This window comes from Frankia canadensis, from assembly GCF_900197875.1.
GTDB classification, from domain to species: Bacteria; Actinomycetota; Actinomycetes; order Frankiales; family Frankiaceae; genus Frankia; species Frankia canadensis.
Genome location: NZ_FZMO01000279.1, coordinates 14,099 through 33,267 on the forward strand (window position 1 = coordinate 14,099; position 19,169 = coordinate 33,267).

The following is a 19,169-nucleotide window of genomic DNA, read 5'->3' on the forward strand; positions in this document are numbered from 1 at the left end:
GATCGGCGCTGGTACCGCGTTCGCTCTTCCGGTTTGTGTGGAGAGACTGGCGTCCGATCGCCGAGCGTGGGCATCGTTCTCTTGCCGAATTATTGCATCGAGAAGTACACTTCTCGATGGGTGCGCGCAGGTGTTCAGCCGGTCGAACGGTGCTTCCCGGATGTGACGCGCTCCGACGAAATATACCATCAGCACATCCCGATCGGGCTCGTCGAGAAGAATTCGTGTGGTCTCGGATGTCCGGTATGGCTCCGTTCTCGACTCTGAATCGGGGTCGAATTCCTGACAGCGCCGGTTCCGTCCGAATCAGCAGTGAGCCTTTCCCCGTAACCTCCTGTCACATTGCGTGACAACAATGGCATGTTGGTGTATTGAGCGTCAGGCGGCCCTGCGGTACCCGGTGTGGAGGACGACGAGGGCGGCTTCCGCAACGAGTCCGATCTCCCAGGGGTCGATCGTGATGTTGTGAAGCAGCCGGAAGGTGACCTTGAGCAGGGCGTTGTCGGGGGCCTGCCAGGCGAGCACGGCGGTTCTTTCGGCGAAGCGATCTGTGGAGGGACTGCTTCCTACCGAGACCTCGCGTCGCCTCGTCTCCCAGCCCTACACCGACCGCCAGGCCCTCGTGCGGTCTTCCTCTGCGCTGTGGACGGTCGCCGTGGGAAGAGGGGCAAAACTAGTACGTGGTAGCGTACTAATCATGTCGGTGGAAAGAGGGACACAGAGGCCTCCCGCGTCGCGGCGATGGTGGTGCGTCCGGTCGCGAGCCGTCGCGGGTGCGGGTCGGCGGGCGTGACCCTGTCTCGCGAACCCGCGTGGGTGCGCCACGCGGTGTGGTGGCACGTCTATCCGCTCGGCTTCACCGGCGCCGACCCCACGGGGGCCCATCGTTGGCCGGGGCGCGGGCTCGCCCACCTGCGTGACTGGCTCGACTACGCGGTGCGGCTCGGGGTGAACGGGCTCGCCCTCGGCCCGATCTTCGACTCCACCACCCACGGTTACGACACCGTCGACCACCTGCGTGTCGATCCGCGCCTCGGCGGCGACGCGGCGTTCGACGAGCTCGTCGCCGCCGCCCGGGCCCGTGGGTTGCGGGTCCTGCTCGACGGGGTGTTCAACCACGTCGGCCGGGCCCATCCCGCCTTCACCGAGACGCTGGCCCTGGGCGCGGGCGCACCCCGGGCGGGGTGGTTCGTCCCGACCGGCGATGCCGGGCCGGACGGCGTCCCGCGGTACGCGACGTTCGAGGGGCACGACGGCCTCGTCGCCCTCGCTCACGACAACCCGGCCGTCGCCGACCATGTCGCCGAGATCATGATCCACTGGCTGGACCGGGGCGCGGCCGGATGGCGCCTGGACGCGGCCTATGCCGTGCCCGCCGCGTTCTGGGCTCGAGTGCTCCCGCGGGTGCGCCGCGCCCACCCGGACGCCTACCTGGTCGGCGAGGTCATCCACGGCGACTACGCCGACCTCGTGCGGCGGTCGGGCCTGGACGCCGTCACCCAGTACGAGCTGTGGAAGGCCGTCTGGAGCGCGCTCAACGACGGCAACCTGTTCGAGCTGGCCTGGGCGTTGAAGCGGCATGACGCACTGCTCGAAACGTTCGTCCCGTTCACGTTCGTCGGCAACCACGACGTCACCCGGCTCGCCAGCCGGCTGCGCGAACCCACACACCTCGCCCACGCGCTGGTCGTCCTGTGCACCGTCGCCGGGACGCCGAACGTCTACTACGGCGACGAGCAGGCCTTCACCGGGCTCAAGGAGGAGCGGGTCGGCGGCGACGACGCGGTCCGTCCGGCCTTCCCCACCGGGCCGGACGAGCTCGCGCCCCACGGCTGGCCGACCTACCGGCTGCACCAGGAGCTCATCGGCCTGCGCCGGCGTCATCCGTGGCTGCACGCCGCCCGCACCGCGACAGTGTTCCTGGCGAACACCCGGATGACCTACGAGTCGGCCGCCGAAGGACAACGGATCCTGGTGGCCCTCAACCTCGCCGCCGACCCGGCCGACCTCCCCGCGCCCGGCGCCGTGGACGTCCTCGCCGGTGGGGGAGACCTGCGGGAGGCCGGTACCGGCGAGGCCGCGGTGCGCCTGCCCGCCCGGGGCTGGGCGGTCCTCGCCACCACCGACGCCTGAACGGCTGGCCGCGTCGATCCGAGCTATGAGGGGCTGGCGTCCGGGAGTGCGGGCGCGGCGGTTGCCGGTATGGGCTGGTCGTCCAGGTCGGTGAGCCTGGGCAGCAGCAACGGCGAGGCGAGGATGAGCAGGCCCGCGACGGCGACGGCCGTGCGTGGGCCTTGGCCGTCGACGTCGGACCTGTCTGTGGTTAGGTGTGCCTAACCTATGGAAGTTCCGGCGGGGAAGGCTGGAGGGTGATCTGGTGCGGCGGTGTGCCTCTGAGTCCCGATCCGGCGGTCCCGGTGGTTCTGGCGGCCCCGGTGGTTCTGGCAGGCCGAACGGCGGAGTCGGGCGGCGTGGCTGATGACCGTACGGGATGAGGCCGGGGCGGCGTCGGGTGCTCTCGACGAGCTGCGACGGCCGGTGCGGGGGCGGATCACCGTCGCCGCGGGGCTGCAGGCGCTCGCGACGGTGCTCGCGGTCACGCCGACGGTCGCGCTGGTGGAGATCGCGCGGCGGCTGCTGCGCGACGAGGGGGAGCCGGTGTGGCCGCTGGCGTGGACGGCCGTCGGCCTGCTCGTGGCCCGCTTCGCGCTGTACGCGTCGGCCAGCCTGCTCGCCCACCTCGCCGACGCCGACCTCGCCCACCTGCTGCGCCGCCGGCTGACCGAGCACCTCAGTGTGCTGCCGCTCGCCTGGTTCGCCGGCGGGGTCTCCGGCCGGGTGCGCACCATCGTGCAGGACGACGTCGCCGACCTGCACCACGCGGTCGCCCACGCCCGCGGGGATCTGGCCTCGGCGATCGCCGGCCCGGTGGTCGTCGTCGGCTACCTGGCCTGGGTGAGCTGGCCGCTCGCGCTGGTGACGGTCGCGCTGGTCGCCGTCGCCCAGACGATCCGGATGCGCCTGGCCGTGCGCGCCACCGAGCAGCGGGCCCGCATCGCGGCGGCTAACACCGAGCTGACCGCGGCGGTGCTCGAGACGGTCCGCGGCATCAGCGTCGTCAAGGCGTTCGGCGGCGACCGGGGCGGTGCGCCGCGCTTCGCCGCCGCCGCGGCCGACTACGTCGACGCCGACGAGCAGGCCCAGCAGATCTTCCTGCGGCCCCGCGGCGTCGCCAGGGCGACCGTCGCGCCGGCCACCGTCGTCTTCGTCGTCACCGCCCTCGGGACGGCGATGGTCGCGGCCGGCTGGAGCGAGCCGGTGGACCTGGTGGCGTTCGCGCTGCTCGGGGTCGGCCTGTTCGAGCAGATCACTCCGATCTACCTGGCCCAGGAGCTGCGGGAGACCGCCCAGGGCGCCGCCGAGCGGATCGGCGCGCTGCTGGACGAGCCCGCATCGCCGGCCGTCGAGCCGGCCCGGGCCCGTCCGGTGGGCGCGCCGCTGACCATGGAACTCGACGACGTCCGCTTCGGCTACGACGTCCGCGCCGCCGTCGCCGCCGCCGCCGCCGCCGTCGCCGCCGCCGCCGTCGTCGCCGACGCCGACGCCGCGGCCCAGGCCGATGCCGGTGGGGGTAGCGGTGGCCGGGAGGTGCTACGAGGGATCAGCGCCACCCTCGCACCGGGAACCGTGACGGCGCTGGTCGGGCCGTCGGGGGCGGGGAAGTCGACGCTGGCCATGCTGCTCGCCCGCTTCGCCGACCCCACCGGCGGCGCGATCCGGCTCGGCGGCGTCGACCTGCGCGAGATCGACCGGGACGAGCTCTACCGTCGTGTCGGTTTCCTGCTGCAGGACGCGGTCCTGCTGCGCCGCTCGATCCGGGCCAACATCGCCCTCGCCGTCCCGACGGCCGGCGACGAGGCGGTGCGCGCCGCGGCCCGCGCGGCGGCGATCGACGAGCGGATCCTCGCCCTGCCCCGCGGCTACGACACGGTCGTCGGCGAGGACGCACAGCTGTCCGGGGGTGAGGCGCAGCGGATCGCGATCGCCCGCACGCTGCTCGCCGGCACCCCGATCGTCATCCTCGACGAGGCCACCGCCTTCGCCGACCCCGACTCGGAGGCCGCCATCCAGGACGCGCTCGCCGAACTCGCCGTCGGCCGGACCTTGTTGGTCATCGCCCACCGCCTCTACACGATCACCGAAGCCGACCAGATCCTCGTCCTCGACGACGGCCGTCTGGTCGAACGCGGCCGGCACGACGACCTGCTCGCCGCCGGTGGCCGCTACGCCCGCCTCTGGCACGCCCAGAACGGCGAGGCCACGGTCGAGGCCGTCCCGCCTGGCACCGTCGCGCCGGCGGGGGGCCCGCGATGACCGGCGGGCTGCGCGGCCTCGTCCCGGCCGGCCAGCACCGGGCCCTGGGCCGCTACCTGGTGGCGGTGGTCGTCTACGCCGTGAGCGAGGGCGTCGCGTTCGGCGTGCTCGTCCCGCTGCTCATCGACCTGATCGACGGCCGCACCGGCCGCGCCGGGTGGTGGCTCGTCCCGCTCACCGCCGCGGCCGCCGTCGGCTGGGTCGCGCACTACTACCTGGGGTCGCGGGCACTGCGCCTGTCCACGGCCTGGCGCCGCGACCTCTACACCCGCATCGGCGAGCAGCTCGTCCGACTGCCGCTGGGCTGGTTCGACGGACCCCGGGCCGGCGAGGTACCGCAGCTGGTCGTCGGCGACGCCGCCCGGGTCGCGGGCAGTGTCTTCCTCGCCCAGGCCCTGCTCGGCGCGCTGCTCACCCCGGTCACGATCGCGGTGTTCCTGCTCGCGTACGACTGGCGGCTCGGGCTCGCCGCTCTGGTCGCCGCCCCCGTCGTCGTCGCCGCGCTGGTGCTCGGGGGCCGGCTGAGCGCACGCACGGAGGCCGCCCAGCACGCCGCGACCGCGCAGGCCGGCGGGCGGCTCGTCGAGTTCGCCTGCGCCCAGCCGACGCTGCGCGCCACCGGGAACACCGCAGCCGGGCGGGCCGCGCTCGACGAGGCGCTGACCGCCCAGCACCGCGCGGCGCGGCGCGAGGTCGTCGGCTCGCTGCCCGGCGAGTACCTGGGTGAGCTGGGACTGCAGCTGGCCTTCACCGCCCTGCTGCTGTCCGGGCTCGCTCTGGCCACCGACGACGCGCTGCGCCCGGCCCGGATGATCGCCCTGGTCGTCCTCGGGATCAGCCTGCTGCGTCCGCTCGACGCGGTCGTCGGCCTGACCGGTGACCTGCGTGGCTGCCAGGCCTCCGCCCGGCGCATCGACGACCTGCTCACCGTCCCGCCCCTGCCGGAGCCGACCGCGGCGCCGGCGTCCACGGCGGCGCGGGCTGAGGGCGCGGCGGCGCGGGCGACGGGTGCGTCTCTGGCCGAGGACCAGGCGACGGGCGCGCACGGCGGGCCACCCGGCGAGGCCGGGATCGAGCTGGTTGACGTTCGCTTCGCCTATCCGGGTGGGCCCGAGGTGCTCGGTGGGCTGACGCTGTCGATCCCGGCCGGGCGCACCACCGCGCTCGTCGGCACGTCCGGCGCGGGCAAGACCACGGTCACCAAGCTCATCGCCCGGTTCCACGACGTCGACGCGGGCGCGGTGCGGGTCGGCGGTGTGGACGTCCGTGACCTGCCCAGCGCCGAGCTGCTGGGTCGCGTCGCCCTGGTGTTCCAGGACGTCTACCTGTTCGACGCCACCGTCGAGGACAACATCCGCTTCGGTAACCCCGACGCCACACCCGACCAGGTCCGCGACGCCGCCCGCCGCGCCCGCGTCGACACGATCGTCGACCGGCTGCCGGACGGCTGGGCCAGCCCCGTCGGTGAGGGCGGCCGGCTGCTGTCCGGCGGCGAGCGCCAGCGTGTCGCCATCGCCCGCGCGCTGTGCAAGGACGCGCCGATCGTGCTGCTCGACGAGGCGACCGCGTCGCTGGACACCGAGAACGAGGCGGCCGTGTACGCCGCGCTGGCCGAGCTCGCCGCCGACCGCACCGTTCTGATCATCGCGCACCGGCTGGACACGATCGTGCGCGCCGACCAGATCGCCGTGCTCGACGGCGGCCGGGTCCTCGAGTGCGGCCCGCACGCCGACCTGCTCGCCCGCGACGGCCGCTACGCCGCCTTCTGGCGGGAGCGCGAACGGGCCCGCGGCTGGCGCCTGCGCCACGACGACGCACCGACCGGTCAGCCCGCCCCCGAACCGGCCGGCTGAACCATCCGGCCAGCCGGCTGAACCGGTCTGGTAGCCCCCCTGCGTCACCCGCGCGGCGTGAGCGAGGTGGTGGCCGGTCGGGGTGCCTTGCGGGTGATGCGGTAGTCGAGCACCAGGAACGGGATCCCGAACAGGGAGAAGGCGTGCTCGGCGCGCAGCTCACCGTCGTGGGCGAACACGTCGAGCTGCTCGGCGAAGCCGTGGACGGCCAGCGCGGTGAGGCGGTCGTCGGACTGGTCGCGGTAGGCGAGGTAGTGGCCGGGGTGCTCCAGCTCGCTGCGGCTGGTCAGCCGCAGGCCGCCGTCGGAGCGGGCCAGCGGGAGCAGGGTCGCGGTGAAGCTGGCCTGCGGCAGCGGGAAGCCGACGCTGACGTAGCCGCGGTCGCCGTCCCGGTAGGTCGTGTAGATGCCGACGTAGATCGGCTCGTCGGTGTCGGCGAACGAGCGGATCCAGCCGCGGACCGTCACCGCGCCGGCGTCCGCCGGGAGGCTGATGGTGTCGATGCGGCTGCGGATGCCGCGTTGGGTCTCCCGCTGGTTCATGGGGACGTTCGCCTGGCCCAGCGGGCGAGCGAGGGCGTTGCGGTAGAGCAGATAGCCAGGGCGGACCCACAGCCGCCAGCGCGGAACGATGTCGAGCGCGAACCGGGTGGTGTGCTCGTAGAACTCGCGGACCAGCGGGTCGACGGCGGTGGGGTCGAACGCCGGGCCGGCCAGGTCGTCCAGTGAGGCGACGATGCCCACGTCGGCGGCGTCGGCGACGTAGCGGCCGCCGAGCTCCTCGGCCAGCTCCCGGACATAGCCGGTGCCGACGCGACGGGTGCGTGCCTGGCGCGGCACGACGAACGGCAGCCGCTCGACGGGAACCCGCTCGGCGAGCAGGCTCACCTGCGCGTCGGGGAACAGCAGCGGCGACGCCGTCCGGTACGCGGCCATCGTGACGGCCGCGGCGACGGCGGCCGGGACCGGCCCGCGCCGACCCGCGAGCGCCGTGAGCGCCGCGCCCACCGCCGCGCCGAACGGCGGCCCGAGCAGCACCTTCTGTGGTCGAAGGCCGAGCAGCCCGGCGACGCCACCCGTCGCCGCGCCCACCGCGACCGGCCCGGCCCCCGTCAGCCGCCCGCCTGCCCAGCCGACCGGGGCGATCAGGGCGGTGCTGGTCGCGATCCGCTGCCACAGCGCAGGAATCTCCCCCGGCCGTTGCCGGGCCCGCGCCCCCGCCTCCCCCGCCAGCCATGGCCAGCGGCGAGCACCGAGCCTGCCGCCCCTCCGATGACGGCTGCCGACACAACCGCCGTGCCAACCTTCATCGACCCTGGCTCCCGGTCCTGCTGCACGGGTGCGAATCTATCCAGGTCCGACCCAGCGGCACCGCGCGGCCGACGGGGTCGAGGATCGGGGTCGGCCGCGCGAATCGGATAGACACCTCCGCGGGCGTGGCGGGTTCGGACGATGTGAGCTGACGTCAACAGCTCCCGTGGCGTAACGGGTACTGGAGGGCCACACGGTCGGTAGGCTGGCCGGAGTATATTTCGATGGGCAGGCGTCAATGCGACGTTCCTCGCTGGGAGGCAAAGAAGTTGGCGGTTCGGTGGACCGAGAAGACGGGTGTGCGTAGGTGGCCCTAGAGGAACAGATTTCCATCAGGGCCAAGGAGATCCACACCGATGGCTATCCGATGTCCATCGGTGAGGTTCTGTCGCTTTATCGCGACGGCGACATCGAGATCCACCCGGAGTTCCAGCGCATCTTCCGCTGGGATGGCGACCAGAAGTCGAGCCTGATAGAGTCGATACTTCTCGGTATTCCTATTCCGCCGATCTTTGTCTCGCAGCGGACGGACGGCGTCTGGGACGTCATCGACGGGGTTCAGCGCCTCTCTACGGTCCTCCAGTTTGTGGGAGTCTATCGTGACGAGTCGGGAGTCATCTCGGAGCCGCTAACGCTGTCGAGCACGGAGTATCTTCCGGACCTCGATGGGTATCGATGGGAGATCTCCGGGCCAGGTTCAAGAGTCTTCTCCGATGCGATGCGCCGGGATTTCAAGCGGGCAAAGCTGGAGTTCAGGATAATCCGTAAGGAATCCGATTCGAACGCCAAGTACGACATGTTTCAGCGGCTCAATGCTGGTACTCGGCTCTCGGAGCAGGAAGCGCGCAATTGTCTGCTCGTAATGCTGAATCGGGCGATGTATACCGAGATCACCCGGCTCTCGTCGACGAGCGATTTCCGCGTTGTATGCCAGGTATCCGATCAGAAGGAGAACCAGGCGTACTATCAGGAGCTCGTTCTACGATTCTTCTGTCAGGCGGACTACGGCGGCGGTTCCTCGGAACTTCCAAAGGAGTTCGGCGAGTACGTAACCTCCTGGATGCGTTCGGCCGCGGACGCTTTCGGTGGTCCACAGTCGCAGGTCGAGCCGCTGGTCTTTGATCGAACCTTTCATCTCCTGGCGGACAGTCTAGGTGATGACGCCATGCGGCGATGGGATGGTCGTCGGCATCTGGGCCCGTTCTCCATCGCCTGTTTCGAGTTCGTGACGGCGGGTGTGTGCGCGAACATCGATCTGTGGGAGAGTCGATCCAGTACCGATCTCGCTGCTCGTATACGCGGGATCTGGTCGGCGCCCCAGTTCAGGGATACGTCTGGGACCGGAGTCAGTCCTCGGCGACGATTCCCGAGGCTCGTGCTGCGCGCGCGCGAGTACTTCGCGAGCTGACCGGTGGCATCACGCACGATTGGTGAGGTCGAGGACGCACTCGACGACGCCCTGTCCTGGCGGAGGGTGGAGCTGCAGGCGCTGGGCGCGGCTATCGCCGAGGCGGAACGCTCGTCTCCCGGATCGCCTTTGGCGAGGGCGCTGGCGCGGAGCGGGGTGGCAATGCTCTATGCGCACTGGGAGGGCTTTGTCAAGGAGTCGTGCCAGTGCTATGTGGACTTTGTCGCCAGACGCCGACTGCGCCTGGACGAGCTCAACGAAGATCTCGTCCGGACAGTCCTCCAGTCCTTAAGCAGGCGTGCCGCTGGCGGAGACGAGAGCAGCATAGCGGCCCTTGTGGAGGCAGTGACGCGGCCAACCGTCGCGCGTGCACGGTTCCAGAAAGGCGGCATCGTCGATACGAAATCGAATCTCCGCTACGCGGTTCTTGCTGAGATCATGACTGCGATCGGATTTCCGGTCTCGAGTTTTGCAACACGCGACAAGCTCATCGACCGGACCTTGTGTGACGGTCGTAATGGCATTGCCCACGGTCGCAGCATGTATCCGGCACCAGGATCATTCGCCGTGCTACACGCGGAAGTCATGGAAATGATGGAGGAGATTCGCGACCTCATTCTCGCCGCCGTTCGTCAGCAGGGCTCCGACAAAGTCGTGATCGGCGTGTCGGCTGGACTGGTAGATGGGTAGCGGCTACGGCGGGGTGAGGGTGGCCCTGGGAACGGGCGAACGCGGCGCCCACGAGATGATCGAGGTTCCTACGCCATGATCATCGAAGAGTGGGGCCGCGTCCGTGTCTCCAGTGTCGCCTGTCCGGATTCCGGATGGTCAGCGGGCCCGCCTGGCGGCTCGGGCAGTCGAGCGGCCGGCCGGGCTGCTCGCCGCGCTGAGCGGGGTGCGTGACCGGCGGAAGGCACGAGGGCGCAGGTTCGAGCTGGCGTCGGTGCTGACGCTGTGGCTCGCCGGGGTGCTGGCGGGTCAGCAGACGTTCGCGGCGGTCTGGGAGTGGGCGGTCGACCTGCCCGCCGACCTGCTCGCGGGGTTCGGGCTGGCCCGTGGGGTGCCCTCGGAGCGGACGATCCGCCGCCTGGTCGAGGGCGCTGATCCGGCCGCGTTGGACGGGGCGCTCTCGGGCTGGATCGCGAAGGCCCAGGCGTCGGCGGACCCGCCCGCCGGGCCGCGGGGGCTGGCCTTCGACGGCAAGACCCTCAAAGGCGCCCGCTCGTTCACCGAGACGGGGGCGATGAGCCAGGAGGCGGTCGTCGAGGCGGTCTGGCACCACGGCGGGATCGCAGCCGGCCACCAACGGATCACCGGTGGGGACGAGATCGCCGCGGTCGAGGCGCTCGCCGGCCGGCTCGACCTGGCCGATGTCCTGGTCACGGCCGACTCGCTGCACAGCCACGAGCGGCTCGCCCGGAAGATCCGGGCCAGGGGCGGCCACTGGCTTTTCGTGATCAAACTGAATCAGCCGACCGTCCACGCGAACCTGACCCGGCTGCCCTGGAACCAGACCCCGGACCTGGTCACGACCTCCGAGAAGGGCCACGGACGGACCGAGGTCCGCTCGCTGAAGGCACTGACCATCACCACGCCGGGACTGGTCGGCTTCTGGGGCACAAAACAGGTCGTCCAACTGCGCCGCCGGACCCGGCGCAAGAAGACCGTCACCGCGGAGCCGACCTGGTCCGAAGAGGTGTTCTACCTGGTCACGAGCCTGGCCGCCGAACAGGGCCACCCCCGCCACCTCGCCGCCCGCGCCCGCGGCCACTGGAGCGTCGAAGCCGTCCACCACGTCCGCGACCGGACTCTCGACGAAGACCGCCACACCGCCCGCACCGGCAACGCCGCCCTCGCCTGGGCGATCGCCCGTGACACCGCCATCAGCGCGTTACGCCTCACCGGACACAGAAACATCGCCAAAGCCATGCGATCCACCGCCCGGAACCCCGAACGCGTCTTCCAGATCATCGCCCTGATCAGCGAAAGGGGACTTTGACGGCGCCCTGGTTCGTCAGGGGAGCTATCGTCGGCCGGCTCCTCTGTAGACCACCTGGTGGTCGGGCGGCGTCGTCGTGGACGTGGCTCGCCGACGTGTCGGGATCCATCGCGCCATCTGACGACATCCCGTCCTCGCCCCTGCTCGGCGACCGTGACGTCGCGGAGGCTAGAGTCCGCCGAGTGCTGATCAACAAGGTTCGTCTGCCGTGATGGGTCGTACGCACGCGCTGAGCGGTGCGGTGCTGTGGCTCGCGGCCGTGCCAGCCCTGTCCCGCGAGCAGTGGTGGGGCTCGCACGCCCTGTCCCTGTCGTCCAGTCAGGTCATCGCGGGGGCGGTGGTGGCCGCGGGCGCGGGGCTGCTGCCCGACATCGACCATCCCTCCGGGCGTATCGCGAGGACGCTCGGACCCGTGACCCGCACGATGTGCCGCTGGGTGAGCCGGGCCGCGGGAGGGCACCGGCACGCCACCCACTCGCTGATGTTCGCCCTGGCCATGGGCCTGGCCATGGGGCAGCTGGCGACGCACGTCCGGTACGGCTGGTGGGCGGCGCTGTTCGTCCTCGTCGGCTTCGGGCTGCGCGGCCTCGGCCTGGACTTCGAGGGGCACGAGTTCTGGTCCGGGTTCAAGGACTGCGTACTCGCCGGGGCGGCCGTCTACTGGATGCACGGACTGGACATGAGCTTCGCGACCTACCCGGTCGTCGCGGGCTGTCTCGCCCATCTGCTCGGCGACTGCCTGACCCCGCGGGGCTGCCCGCTGCTGTGGCCGGTGCCCTGGCGGATGGAGACGGTCCTGGTGCCCCGCACGGACGGCCGGGTCGAACGCCTCGTCGTCGTTCCCCTGCTGGCCTGCGTGGGTGCCGTCCTGACCGTCCAGATCCTGGCCGGCGACTCCCTGTCCCACTGGTGGCGCTGACCAAACGCGCCGCGGCCCTGACCTGGACCGGCTCGCCGACGAAGCCCCGGTCCAGGCGGCCGTCCTGCGGCGGGCCGCCGAACTCGGGGGCTTCGTCAGCCGGGACGAGGTCTACCGGATCGGCGAGTACGGGGAGGAGCGCAGCCTGCGGGGCTTCACCCGCCCGGTGCGCCGCATCGTCGCGGCCTTCCGGGACCGCGGGCTGATCCCCGGCGGCGTCGACGACCTGCTCTCGGCCGAGTACGACGACGAGACGATCGGGCTCGCGACCGGCTTCACCGTCCCGCGCCCTGTTCTTCCCCTCGTGCTCGAGTGGGCGAATTCGGCTGCCGGGGAGGACTGATCACGGGACGGGCGCCGTCGGCGCGTGACGCGTCGCCGCCGTGGAGGCCGGCGAACGGGTTCGGGGCCGTCCCGTCGCCGCCCGGCACGCGCAGGGCGGTGAAGACGACCTCGCGGCGCAGCCGGAAGCCGAGCTGCTCGTAGAGGCGGATGGCGGTCGTGTTCGCCGCCGTGGCGTGCAGGAACGGCGTCTCGCCGCGGGCGCGGACGAGCGCGGTGACGGCGTGCACGAGCCGGGTGCCCAGGCCCTCGCCGCGGTGGGCGGGGTCGGTGCAGACGGCGCTGATCTCCGTCCAGCCGGGTGGGTGCATCCGTTCGCCGGCCATCGCGACGAGTTCGCCGCCGCGGCGGATGCCCAGGTAGGTGCCCAACGCGATGGTGCGGGGCAGGAACGGCCCGGGGCGGGTGCGCGCGACGAGCGCGAGGATGTCCGCGACGTCGTCCGGGCCGAGTACGACCGCCTCGGGATCGGGCCGGGCGGCGACGTCGTCCCCGACCATCTGGACGCCGGGGACGTGCCCGAGGGCCTCCCAGCCCGGCGGTGGCGTGCCGGTGAAGCCGGCGAGCGGCAGGAGCGCCCCCGGCCCGAGCAGCGCCGCCGCGTCGCGCCAGGTCTCGGCGTCGGGTTCGTCGGGCAGGGCGATGAACGGCGTGACGTCGGCGGGGTAGCGCAGGACGCTGCCACGGCGGATGGCGAGGTGCGCGTGCGGCCCCAGCAGGGCCGCCCGGGCCGGGTTGTCGAGCGGATGCGGCCCGCCGTCCCCGCCCGGTCCGCGGGGGGACGCGGCGTCCTCCCTCACGGAGCGACCTCGATCACGATCTTGCCCTGGGCGTGGCCGTCCTCGACCGCCCGCAGGGCGGCGCCCGCCTGGGAGAGCGGGTAGGTCGCGCTCACCCGCGGGTCCAGGACGCCGTCGACGGCGAGGCGGGCGAGCTCCGTGTAGACCCGACCGGAACGGTCACGCTCGACGCCCGCTCCGCCGAGTTTCGCCGCCGCGACCCGGTCCGCGGCCGTGATCAGCTTGCTCCGGTCGGCCAGCAACTCGGCGGCCTCCTCCAGCGCGGCACCGCCGACCAGGTCGTACACGGCGTCGACACCGTCCGGGGCCGCCGCGCGCAGCCGCTCGACCGTCCCCGGCCCGTAGGCGACATGCACGACGCCGAGGGACCCGACGAACTCCCGCTTGGCCTCGCTCGCCGTACCGAGGACGCGCAGCCCGCCATGCCGGGCGAGCTGGGCGACAGCGACCCCGACCCCGCCGCCGACACCGGTGACCAGCAGCGTGGCGCCGGGCGGCAGGGCGAGCTGGGCGAGACCGTCGTAGGCCGTCCCGCCCGCGACCGGCAGCGCCGCGGCGTCGGTGAACGACAGCGCCGCCGGCCTGCGCGCGGCGGCCGCGGCCGGCAGCAGGGTGAACTCGGCGTAGCCGCCCGTGCTGGGGTTGCCGAACACGTCGTCGCCGACGGCGAACCCGTCCACGCCCGGGCCAACCTCGACGACGGTGCCGGCGACCTCCAGCCCGAACACCATCGGGTAGGTGGTGGACATCCCGGGGATCCGGAAGCCGCCGCGCAGCTTCCAGTCCGCCGGGTTCACCCCGGCCGCGCGCACGGCGACCAGCAGCTCACCCTCGCCCGGCGTCGGCCGGGGAAGATCGGCGAACGCCTCCACCTCGGGCCCGCCGGCCGCCGTATAGACGTACGAGTTCGGCATCGCACCATCCCTTCACACGCGCGTGACACGGCGTCCGCCGGTCAGGGCGCACCACGTGCCACGGTCAGCGACAGGACGTGGACCGGCGGTGCGAACCCATCCAGGCGCAACAGCGCTCGCCGGGGTGAATATGCCGCCGCGCGAGATGGCTACTCGTCGTGATGGTTGGCCAGTTCACTCGCGTCGGAGGATGGTGGCTGCTGCGCTTCCGTTCGGCGTCCGCGGTGGTGTCGTGCCCGCAGCTAGGTTCGTGGTCGTCGCAGCAGTTCCTCGACGGTCGACGCGACCTGGCGGATCATGTCGTCGGCGGTTGTGCCGAGGGCGGCGCAGCGGGCCTCGACAGGGCCGTCGAGCCACAGCGTGACGTAGCCGACCGCCAGCGACCAGATCAGATGCACCATGGGCTCTGGGTCGCCGGGGGCGACGGCGCCTTCGTCCTGCGCGGCCTGGACGATCGACCGCAGCAGCTCGATCGGGCGAGCGCCGGCCGACGTCACCTCCGGGTGCGCGTCCGGCTCGGCGAGTTCGGGGCGCAGCATCACGCGCAGGTGTGCGGAGTGGTCGACGGCGAAGCTGGCGTAGGCGACGAGCAGTTCGCGCAGCGCGGCCACGGCGTCGGAGCTGACGGCTCGAGCGGTTTCGAGCCGGGTGAACAGCAGCTCGTGCCCGTCGACGACGATCGCCGCGATCAGCTCCGCCCGGTCGGCGAAGTGGTGATAGGGCGCGCCCGAGCTGACCCCGGCCTCCCGGGCCAGCCTGCGCAGGCTCAGCGCCCCGACGCCTTCAGCCTTCACCAGCTCCAGTCCCGCGGCGAGGAGCTGGCTGCGTAGCGCGCCGTGGTGGTAAGGCCGGCTGTCGACGTCGGGCTGCTGGTCGGCGCTCTGCCCCATGGCCGAAGTCTAACGGCTTGACCGATATCTAAGCACTGCTTAGTCTGCCATCTGAGCATCGCTTAGATATTCATGTCTACCACCGGAGCAGCCGATGTCCCGACCGCTGGCACTCGTCACCGGAGTGACTGGCTTCCTCGCCGGTCACTGCGCGATCGACCTGCTCGACCACGGCTTCGATGTCCGTGGCACGGTCCGAGACCTGTCTCGCGCGCCTGTCGACCATCTGCGAGCCGCCGCCGAACGCACCCATGGCCGCCTCGACCTGGTCGAGGCGTCACTCGACACCGACGCTGGATGGGACGCCGCCGCCGACGGCGTCACGGTGGTCGAGCACGTCGCTTCGCCCGCCCCCAAGTACCGACCCAAGGACGAAGCCGAGCTGATCCGCCCCGCCGTCGACGGCACCCTGCGCGTACTACGAGCCGCACGCCGCGCGCAGGTCCGCCGCGTCGCGCTGACGTCGTCCGTCGACGCCGTCCGCAGCGGGCACGACCTGTCCGACGGACGGGAACGCACCGAAGACGACTGGTCGGTCGTCGATCGCTGTGAGCCGTACGCCAAGAGCAAGACGCTCGCCGAACGGTCCGCCTGGGCCGAAGCCGAGCGGCTCGGAGTCGAACTCGTCACGCTCAACCCGAGCCTGGTCCTCGGCCCGACCCACAGCCCGAAGACCAACGTCTCGATCGACGTCGTCCAACAACTGCTCACCCGTCAGCTACCGGCCCTGCCCCGGCTCGGCTTCGCACCCGTCGATGCGCGCGACGTCGCCACCGCACACCGGCTCGCGCTCGAGACGCCACAGGCCGCCGGCCGCCGGTACATCCTGGCGACCGCCCCGATCTGGCTCGCGGACATCGCCGAGATCCTCGCCCAGGAATACGGTCCTCGCGGCTACCAGATCCCACGCAGGCCGATACCCAGCTGGGCGGTCCGGCTCGGCGCACACGTCAACCCGACCATGCGACTCGCGCTGCCGCTTCTCGACACACCCGCCGGCACCTCGTCCGCCCGGGCACGCGCCGAACTCGGCTGGACCACCCGCGACGTGCGGACCACCATCATCGAGACCGCCGAGTCCCTCCTCGCGACGGGCGCCGTCCCCAGGCGCTGAACACGCGGAAAGGAAAGACCGTCAAAACCGACACCGCAGCGCCCCACACCGGGGCGATCGGCCTGGACCGGCCATTGTTCCGAACCTCACCCGGCGCGGCCTCGTCCGCGCCGGGCAGCCGGTCGCAGCGAAAACGGCCAAGTAGCCGCCACCTCGTCGATGCCCGGCTGGCCAACAACGCCATCTGTGCGGCGCAGGCTGGCCAGCGGGATCCCTACACACGGCACTGACGCCAGCGCTCGAGCACGCGTCCTCGGCACCCGACGCCCTTCGACGGCAGATCCACCACCTCGAACACACCGTCGGCGCCGCACTGCTCCACACCGACGATCACGGGCGCTTCGCGTTCACACCCCGCGGCGAACACTTGGCCCGCGATGTCGAACCCGTCCTCCGTCTCCTCGATCGCAGCCGAACGAAGGCCGCGCCTACCCTTTGACAACGCACCCGTGCCGCGACGGGCAGCGGCCCCAGGTGCATGCACCGTCGGAGCAGGTGCGATGTGGTAGCAGATGCGACCAGGCCGCATTGATCGTTTTCGTCTATCGTCGCGAGACATGGACACCGGCCACCGGCATGCTCACGGCGGGCACACGCACGACGACGGGCATCACCATCACCCGGCCGGCCGGTGGGCCCGGCTTCGCCACCGCCTGTCCGAGCTTGCCGGGGGGCACAGTCACGACAGCGCTGACCAGATCGACGACGCGTTGGAAGCCGACACCACCGGCCGCCGCACCCTTCTGATCAGCCTGGCCGGTCTCGGCCTGACCGCGATCCTGCAAGCCATCGTGGTCGTGCTGTCCGGGTCAGTGGCGCTGCTCGGTGACACCCTGCACAACGTCGCCGACGCGCTCACCGCGATCCCACTGCTCCTCGCCTTCGCCCTCGCACGCCGCCCAGCCACCAGCCGGTTCACCTACGGCTACGGCCGCGCCGAAGACCTCGCCGGCCTCGCCGTCCTCGCGATGATCAGCCTGTCGAGTGTGCTCGCCGCCTGGGCCGCGATCGACCGCCTGCTCCACCCCCAGCAGATCCACCACCTCGCCGCGGTGGCAGCCGCCGGGCTGATCGGCTTCGTCGGCAACGAGACCGTCGCCCGCTACCGCATCCGCGTCGGCCACAAAATCGGCTCCGCCGCGCTCGTGGCCGACGGCCTGCATGCCCGCACCGACGGCTTCACCAGCCTCGCGGTCCTCCTCGGCGCCGCCGGCGTCGCCCTGGGCTGGCACTGGGCCGACCCCGCCATCGGCCTGGCGATCACCGCCGCGATCCTCGGGGTCCTACGCTCCGCCGCCCGCGTCGTCGGCGCCCGACTCATGGACGCCGTCGACCCCGACATGGTCGCCGAAGCCACCAGCACCCTGCTCCACACCGACGGCATCGAAACCGTCCGCGAACTGCGCCTACGCTGGATCGGCCACACCCTGCGCGCGGAAGCCGACGTCACCGTCGACGCGAACCTGACGCTCACCGCCGCCCACGACGTCGCGCATGCCGCCGAAGCCCACCTCCTACGCCACCTCCGCCGACTGTCCGCCGCCACCATCCACACCAGCCCCGCCCACCACCACACAACCGCAGCAACAGCGCCATAACCAGCATCACCGCTCACGGTCAGCGACGACCACACCCGATCGGGTCCCACCTGCGGCATCCCAGAACTGCTCAACTTCCCGACAGCACCCCCAGGGCTTCTGCTCAAATAGGCGCGGACTCCTCGTAGCTGAGCGCTGTGGCTGTTGGCCAGTAGATGGCCAACAGTCGGAATGGTTGGCCGGTTCACGGAAAGTGTCGGGTGGGTTGGAGGCGGTTCTGTTGCTGCCGTCAGCCGGGCCACGTTTCGGCATCCGGACGGACGGTGTGCCGTGGGTTGGTTCAGTCGACTGCCGGGCGGGTCAGGTCCTGGTAGACGTCGGGGATGCCGTCGTGGTCGCGGTCGGCGGTTTCTGCTTCGTGTATCCGTCGGTAGACACGGTTGCGGAGACGGAGCGCCACGGTGGCCAGCAGGGCGGCGGTCAAGGAACCGGTCAGGACAGCGATCTTGACATGATCGTCACGTGCGCTGCCGGTGCCGAAGGCCAGTTCACCGATGAGCAGGGAGACGGTGAATCCGATACCGGCCAGGACCGAAAGACCGAGGACGTCGACCCAGGCCAGCCCGTCGGCGAGGGTGGCGCGGGTGAAGCGGGCCACCAGGTAGGTGACGGCGATGATCCCCAGAGGCTTGCCGACGACGAGACCGAGCACGACGCCAAGGGCGGCGCGGTCGGTCAGGGCGTCGGTGAGTCCGCTCAGGCCGCCGAGGGTGACTCCGGCGGAGAAGAACGCGAAGATGGGCACCGCCACCCCGGCTGAGAGGGGTCGGAAGCGGTGCTCGAAGTGCTCGGCCAGTCCTGGTCCCGCGTCCGTCCGGCCGGTGCGGGTGCTGCGTTGCACGGGCACGGCGAAGCCCAGCAGCACGCCGGCGACGGTGGCGTGTACGCCGGAGGCGTGGACCAGCGTCCAGGTGACGGTGGCCAGGGGCAGCAGGAGCCACCATGAGCGCACTCGACGCTGCACCAGCACGGTGAACAGCGCCAGCGGCAGCAGCGCGCCCAGCAGCGGGCCGACCGAGAGGTGACGGGTGTAGACGACGGCGATGATGGCGATGGCGAGCAGGTCGTCGACCACCGCGAGGGTGAGCAGGAAGGTTCGCAGCGCGGATGGCAGGTGCCGGCCGATGACCGCCAGTACCGCCAGTGCGAAGGCGATGTCGGTGGCGGTCGGGATCGCCCAACCGCGTGCGGCGTCGCCGCCGAGGTTGACCAGGGTGTACAGCACGGCCGGGACGACGACGCCGCCGACGGCGGCGAGGACCGGGACCGCGGCGCGACGCGGGTCGCGGAGGTCTCCGGCGACGAACTCGCGTTTGAGTTCCAGCCCAGCGACGAAGAAGAAGATCGCCAGCAGGCCGTCGGCGGCCCACTGGGCCAAGGTGAGGTTCAGGTGCGCCCAGGCGGGGCCGACCTGGTAGGACAGCAGTGACTGGTAGGAGTCCGACCAGGGCGAGTTCGCCCACACGAGGGCCAGAACCGTGGCGGCGAGCAGCAGCCCGCCACCGATGGTCTCGCTGCGAAGGATCGCGGTGATCCGGCGGGTCTCGGGCCACGACCTGCGGTCGAACAGGCTGAACCGGCGAGGCGGGGTCTGGCTCACGACGGCGCTCCTCACCGAGGGGTCGGGTCACACACTGCCGACCAGACT

At 71.6% G+C, this 19,169-nt stretch carries 15 protein-coding genes and 1 pseudogene; 9 read left to right on the forward strand and 7 right to left on the reverse strand.

The window, feature by feature from the left end; translation table 11 throughout:
• Positions 1–378: 378 nt before the first annotated feature.
• Positions 379–501: pseudogene (locus C1A33_RS20475) on the reverse strand (IS5/IS1182 family transposase); the annotation flags it as partial.
• A 288-nt stretch (positions 502–789) separates the two neighbouring features.
• Between C1A33_RS20475 and C1A33_RS20480 the strand changes: the two are divergent.
• The 3 genes from C1A33_RS20480 to C1A33_RS20490 all read left to right on the forward strand — a co-directional run bounded on the left by C1A33_RS20480 (position 790) and on the right by C1A33_RS20490 (position 6,227).
• Positions 790–2,133, forward strand: a complete 1,344-nt coding sequence (locus C1A33_RS20480; RefSeq protein ID WP_243407760.1) for an alpha-amylase family glycosyl hydrolase — start codon at positions 790–792, stop codon at positions 2,131–2,133.
• A gap of 345 nt (positions 2,134–2,478) precedes the next feature.
• Complete coding sequence (locus C1A33_RS20485) at positions 2,479–4,374, forward strand: ABC transporter ATP-binding protein (RefSeq protein ID WP_101833047.1); 1,896 nt, start codon at positions 2,479–2,481, stop codon at positions 4,372–4,374.
• Positions 4,371–6,227: an ABC transporter ATP-binding protein gene (locus C1A33_RS20490; RefSeq protein WP_101833048.1), complete on the forward strand. Its 1,857-nt coding sequence runs from the start codon at positions 4,371–4,373 to the stop codon at positions 6,225–6,227. Before C1A33_RS20485 ends, C1A33_RS20490 begins: the two co-directional genes overlap by 4 nt.
• Positions 6,228–6,271: 44 nt before the next feature.
• Here the strand turns inward: C1A33_RS20490 and C1A33_RS20495 are convergent, their stop codons facing one another.
• Positions 6,272–7,318, reverse strand: a complete 1,047-nt coding sequence (locus C1A33_RS20495; RefSeq protein ID WP_243407761.1) for a hypothetical protein — start codon at positions 7,316–7,318, stop codon at positions 6,272–6,274.
• A gap of 526 nt (positions 7,319–7,844) precedes the next feature.
• Here C1A33_RS20495 and C1A33_RS20500 point away from each other — a divergent pair.
• The 4 genes from C1A33_RS20500 (at position 7,845) to C1A33_RS20515 (ending at position 11,863) form a co-directional block, all read left to right on the forward strand.
• The gene (locus C1A33_RS20500; protein WP_101833049.1) at positions 7,845–8,945 is read left to right on the forward strand and encodes a DUF262 domain-containing protein; all 1,101 of its coding nucleotides are present in this window, start codon (positions 7,845–7,847) and stop codon (positions 8,943–8,945) included.
• 3 nt (positions 8,946–8,948) lie between these two features.
• The gene (locus C1A33_RS20505) at positions 8,949–9,635 is read left to right on the forward strand and encodes an MAE_28990/MAE_18760 family HEPN-like nuclease (protein ID WP_101833050.1); all 687 of its coding nucleotides are present in this window, start codon (positions 8,949–8,951) and stop codon (positions 9,633–9,635) included.
• Positions 9,636–9,747: 112 nt separating this feature from the next.
• Complete coding sequence (locus C1A33_RS20510; protein WP_243407762.1) at positions 9,748–10,944, forward strand: ISAs1 family transposase; 1,197 nt, start codon at positions 9,748–9,750, stop codon at positions 10,942–10,944.
• A gap of 211 nt (positions 10,945–11,155) precedes the next feature.
• Positions 11,156–11,863, forward strand: a complete 708-nt coding sequence (locus C1A33_RS20515; RefSeq protein ID WP_101833051.1) for a metal-dependent hydrolase — start codon at positions 11,156–11,158, stop codon at positions 11,861–11,863.
• A 111-nt stretch (positions 11,864–11,974) separates the two neighbouring features.
• Here the strand turns inward: C1A33_RS20515 and C1A33_RS35085 are convergent, their stop codons facing one another.
• From C1A33_RS35085 to C1A33_RS20530, 4 genes are all read right to left on the reverse strand, one after another.
• A complete protein-coding gene (locus C1A33_RS35085; protein ID WP_165818493.1) occupies positions 11,975–12,142 on the reverse strand; it encodes a hypothetical protein in 168 nt (55 codons plus the stop codon).
• Positions 12,139–13,005: a GNAT family N-acetyltransferase gene (locus C1A33_RS20520; protein WP_101833052.1), complete on the reverse strand. Its 867-nt coding sequence runs from the start codon at positions 13,003–13,005 to the stop codon at positions 12,139–12,141. The genes C1A33_RS35085 and C1A33_RS20520 overlap by 4 nt, the downstream gene beginning before the upstream one ends.
• Positions 13,002–13,919 carry an NADP-dependent oxidoreductase gene (locus C1A33_RS20525; protein WP_101833053.1) on the reverse strand — a complete coding sequence of 306 codons (918 nt, stop codon included), beginning with the start codon at positions 13,917–13,919 and terminating at the stop codon, positions 13,002–13,004. The genes C1A33_RS20520 and C1A33_RS20525 overlap by 4 nt, the downstream gene beginning before the upstream one ends.
• A 242-nt stretch (positions 13,920–14,161) precedes the next feature.
• Complete coding sequence (locus C1A33_RS20530; protein ID WP_101833054.1) at positions 14,162–14,809, reverse strand: TetR/AcrR family transcriptional regulator; 648 nt, start codon at positions 14,807–14,809, stop codon at positions 14,162–14,164.
• A gap of 94 nt (positions 14,810–14,903) precedes the next feature.
• Here C1A33_RS20530 and C1A33_RS20535 point away from each other — a divergent pair, with 94 nt between their 5' ends.
• Both C1A33_RS20535 and C1A33_RS20540 read left to right on the forward strand, forming a co-directional pair.
• Positions 14,904–15,923, forward strand: coding sequence for an NAD-dependent epimerase/dehydratase family protein (locus C1A33_RS20535; RefSeq protein ID WP_101833055.1), 1,020 nt, complete (start codon positions 14,904–14,906; stop codon positions 15,921–15,923).
• Positions 15,924–16,480: 557 nt separating this feature from the next.
• Complete coding sequence (locus C1A33_RS20540; RefSeq protein WP_243407763.1) at positions 16,481–17,521, forward strand: cation diffusion facilitator family transporter; 1,041 nt, start codon at positions 16,481–16,483, stop codon at positions 17,519–17,521.
• A gap of 280 nt (positions 17,522–17,801) precedes the next feature.
• Here C1A33_RS20540 and nhaA read toward each other — a convergent pair whose 3' ends face one another.
• Entirely contained in the window at positions 17,802–19,121 is a 1,320-nt protein-coding gene (gene nhaA, locus C1A33_RS20545) for a Na+/H+ antiporter NhaA (RefSeq protein WP_101833057.1), read from the reverse strand.
• Positions 19,122–19,169 lie beyond the last annotated feature (48 nt).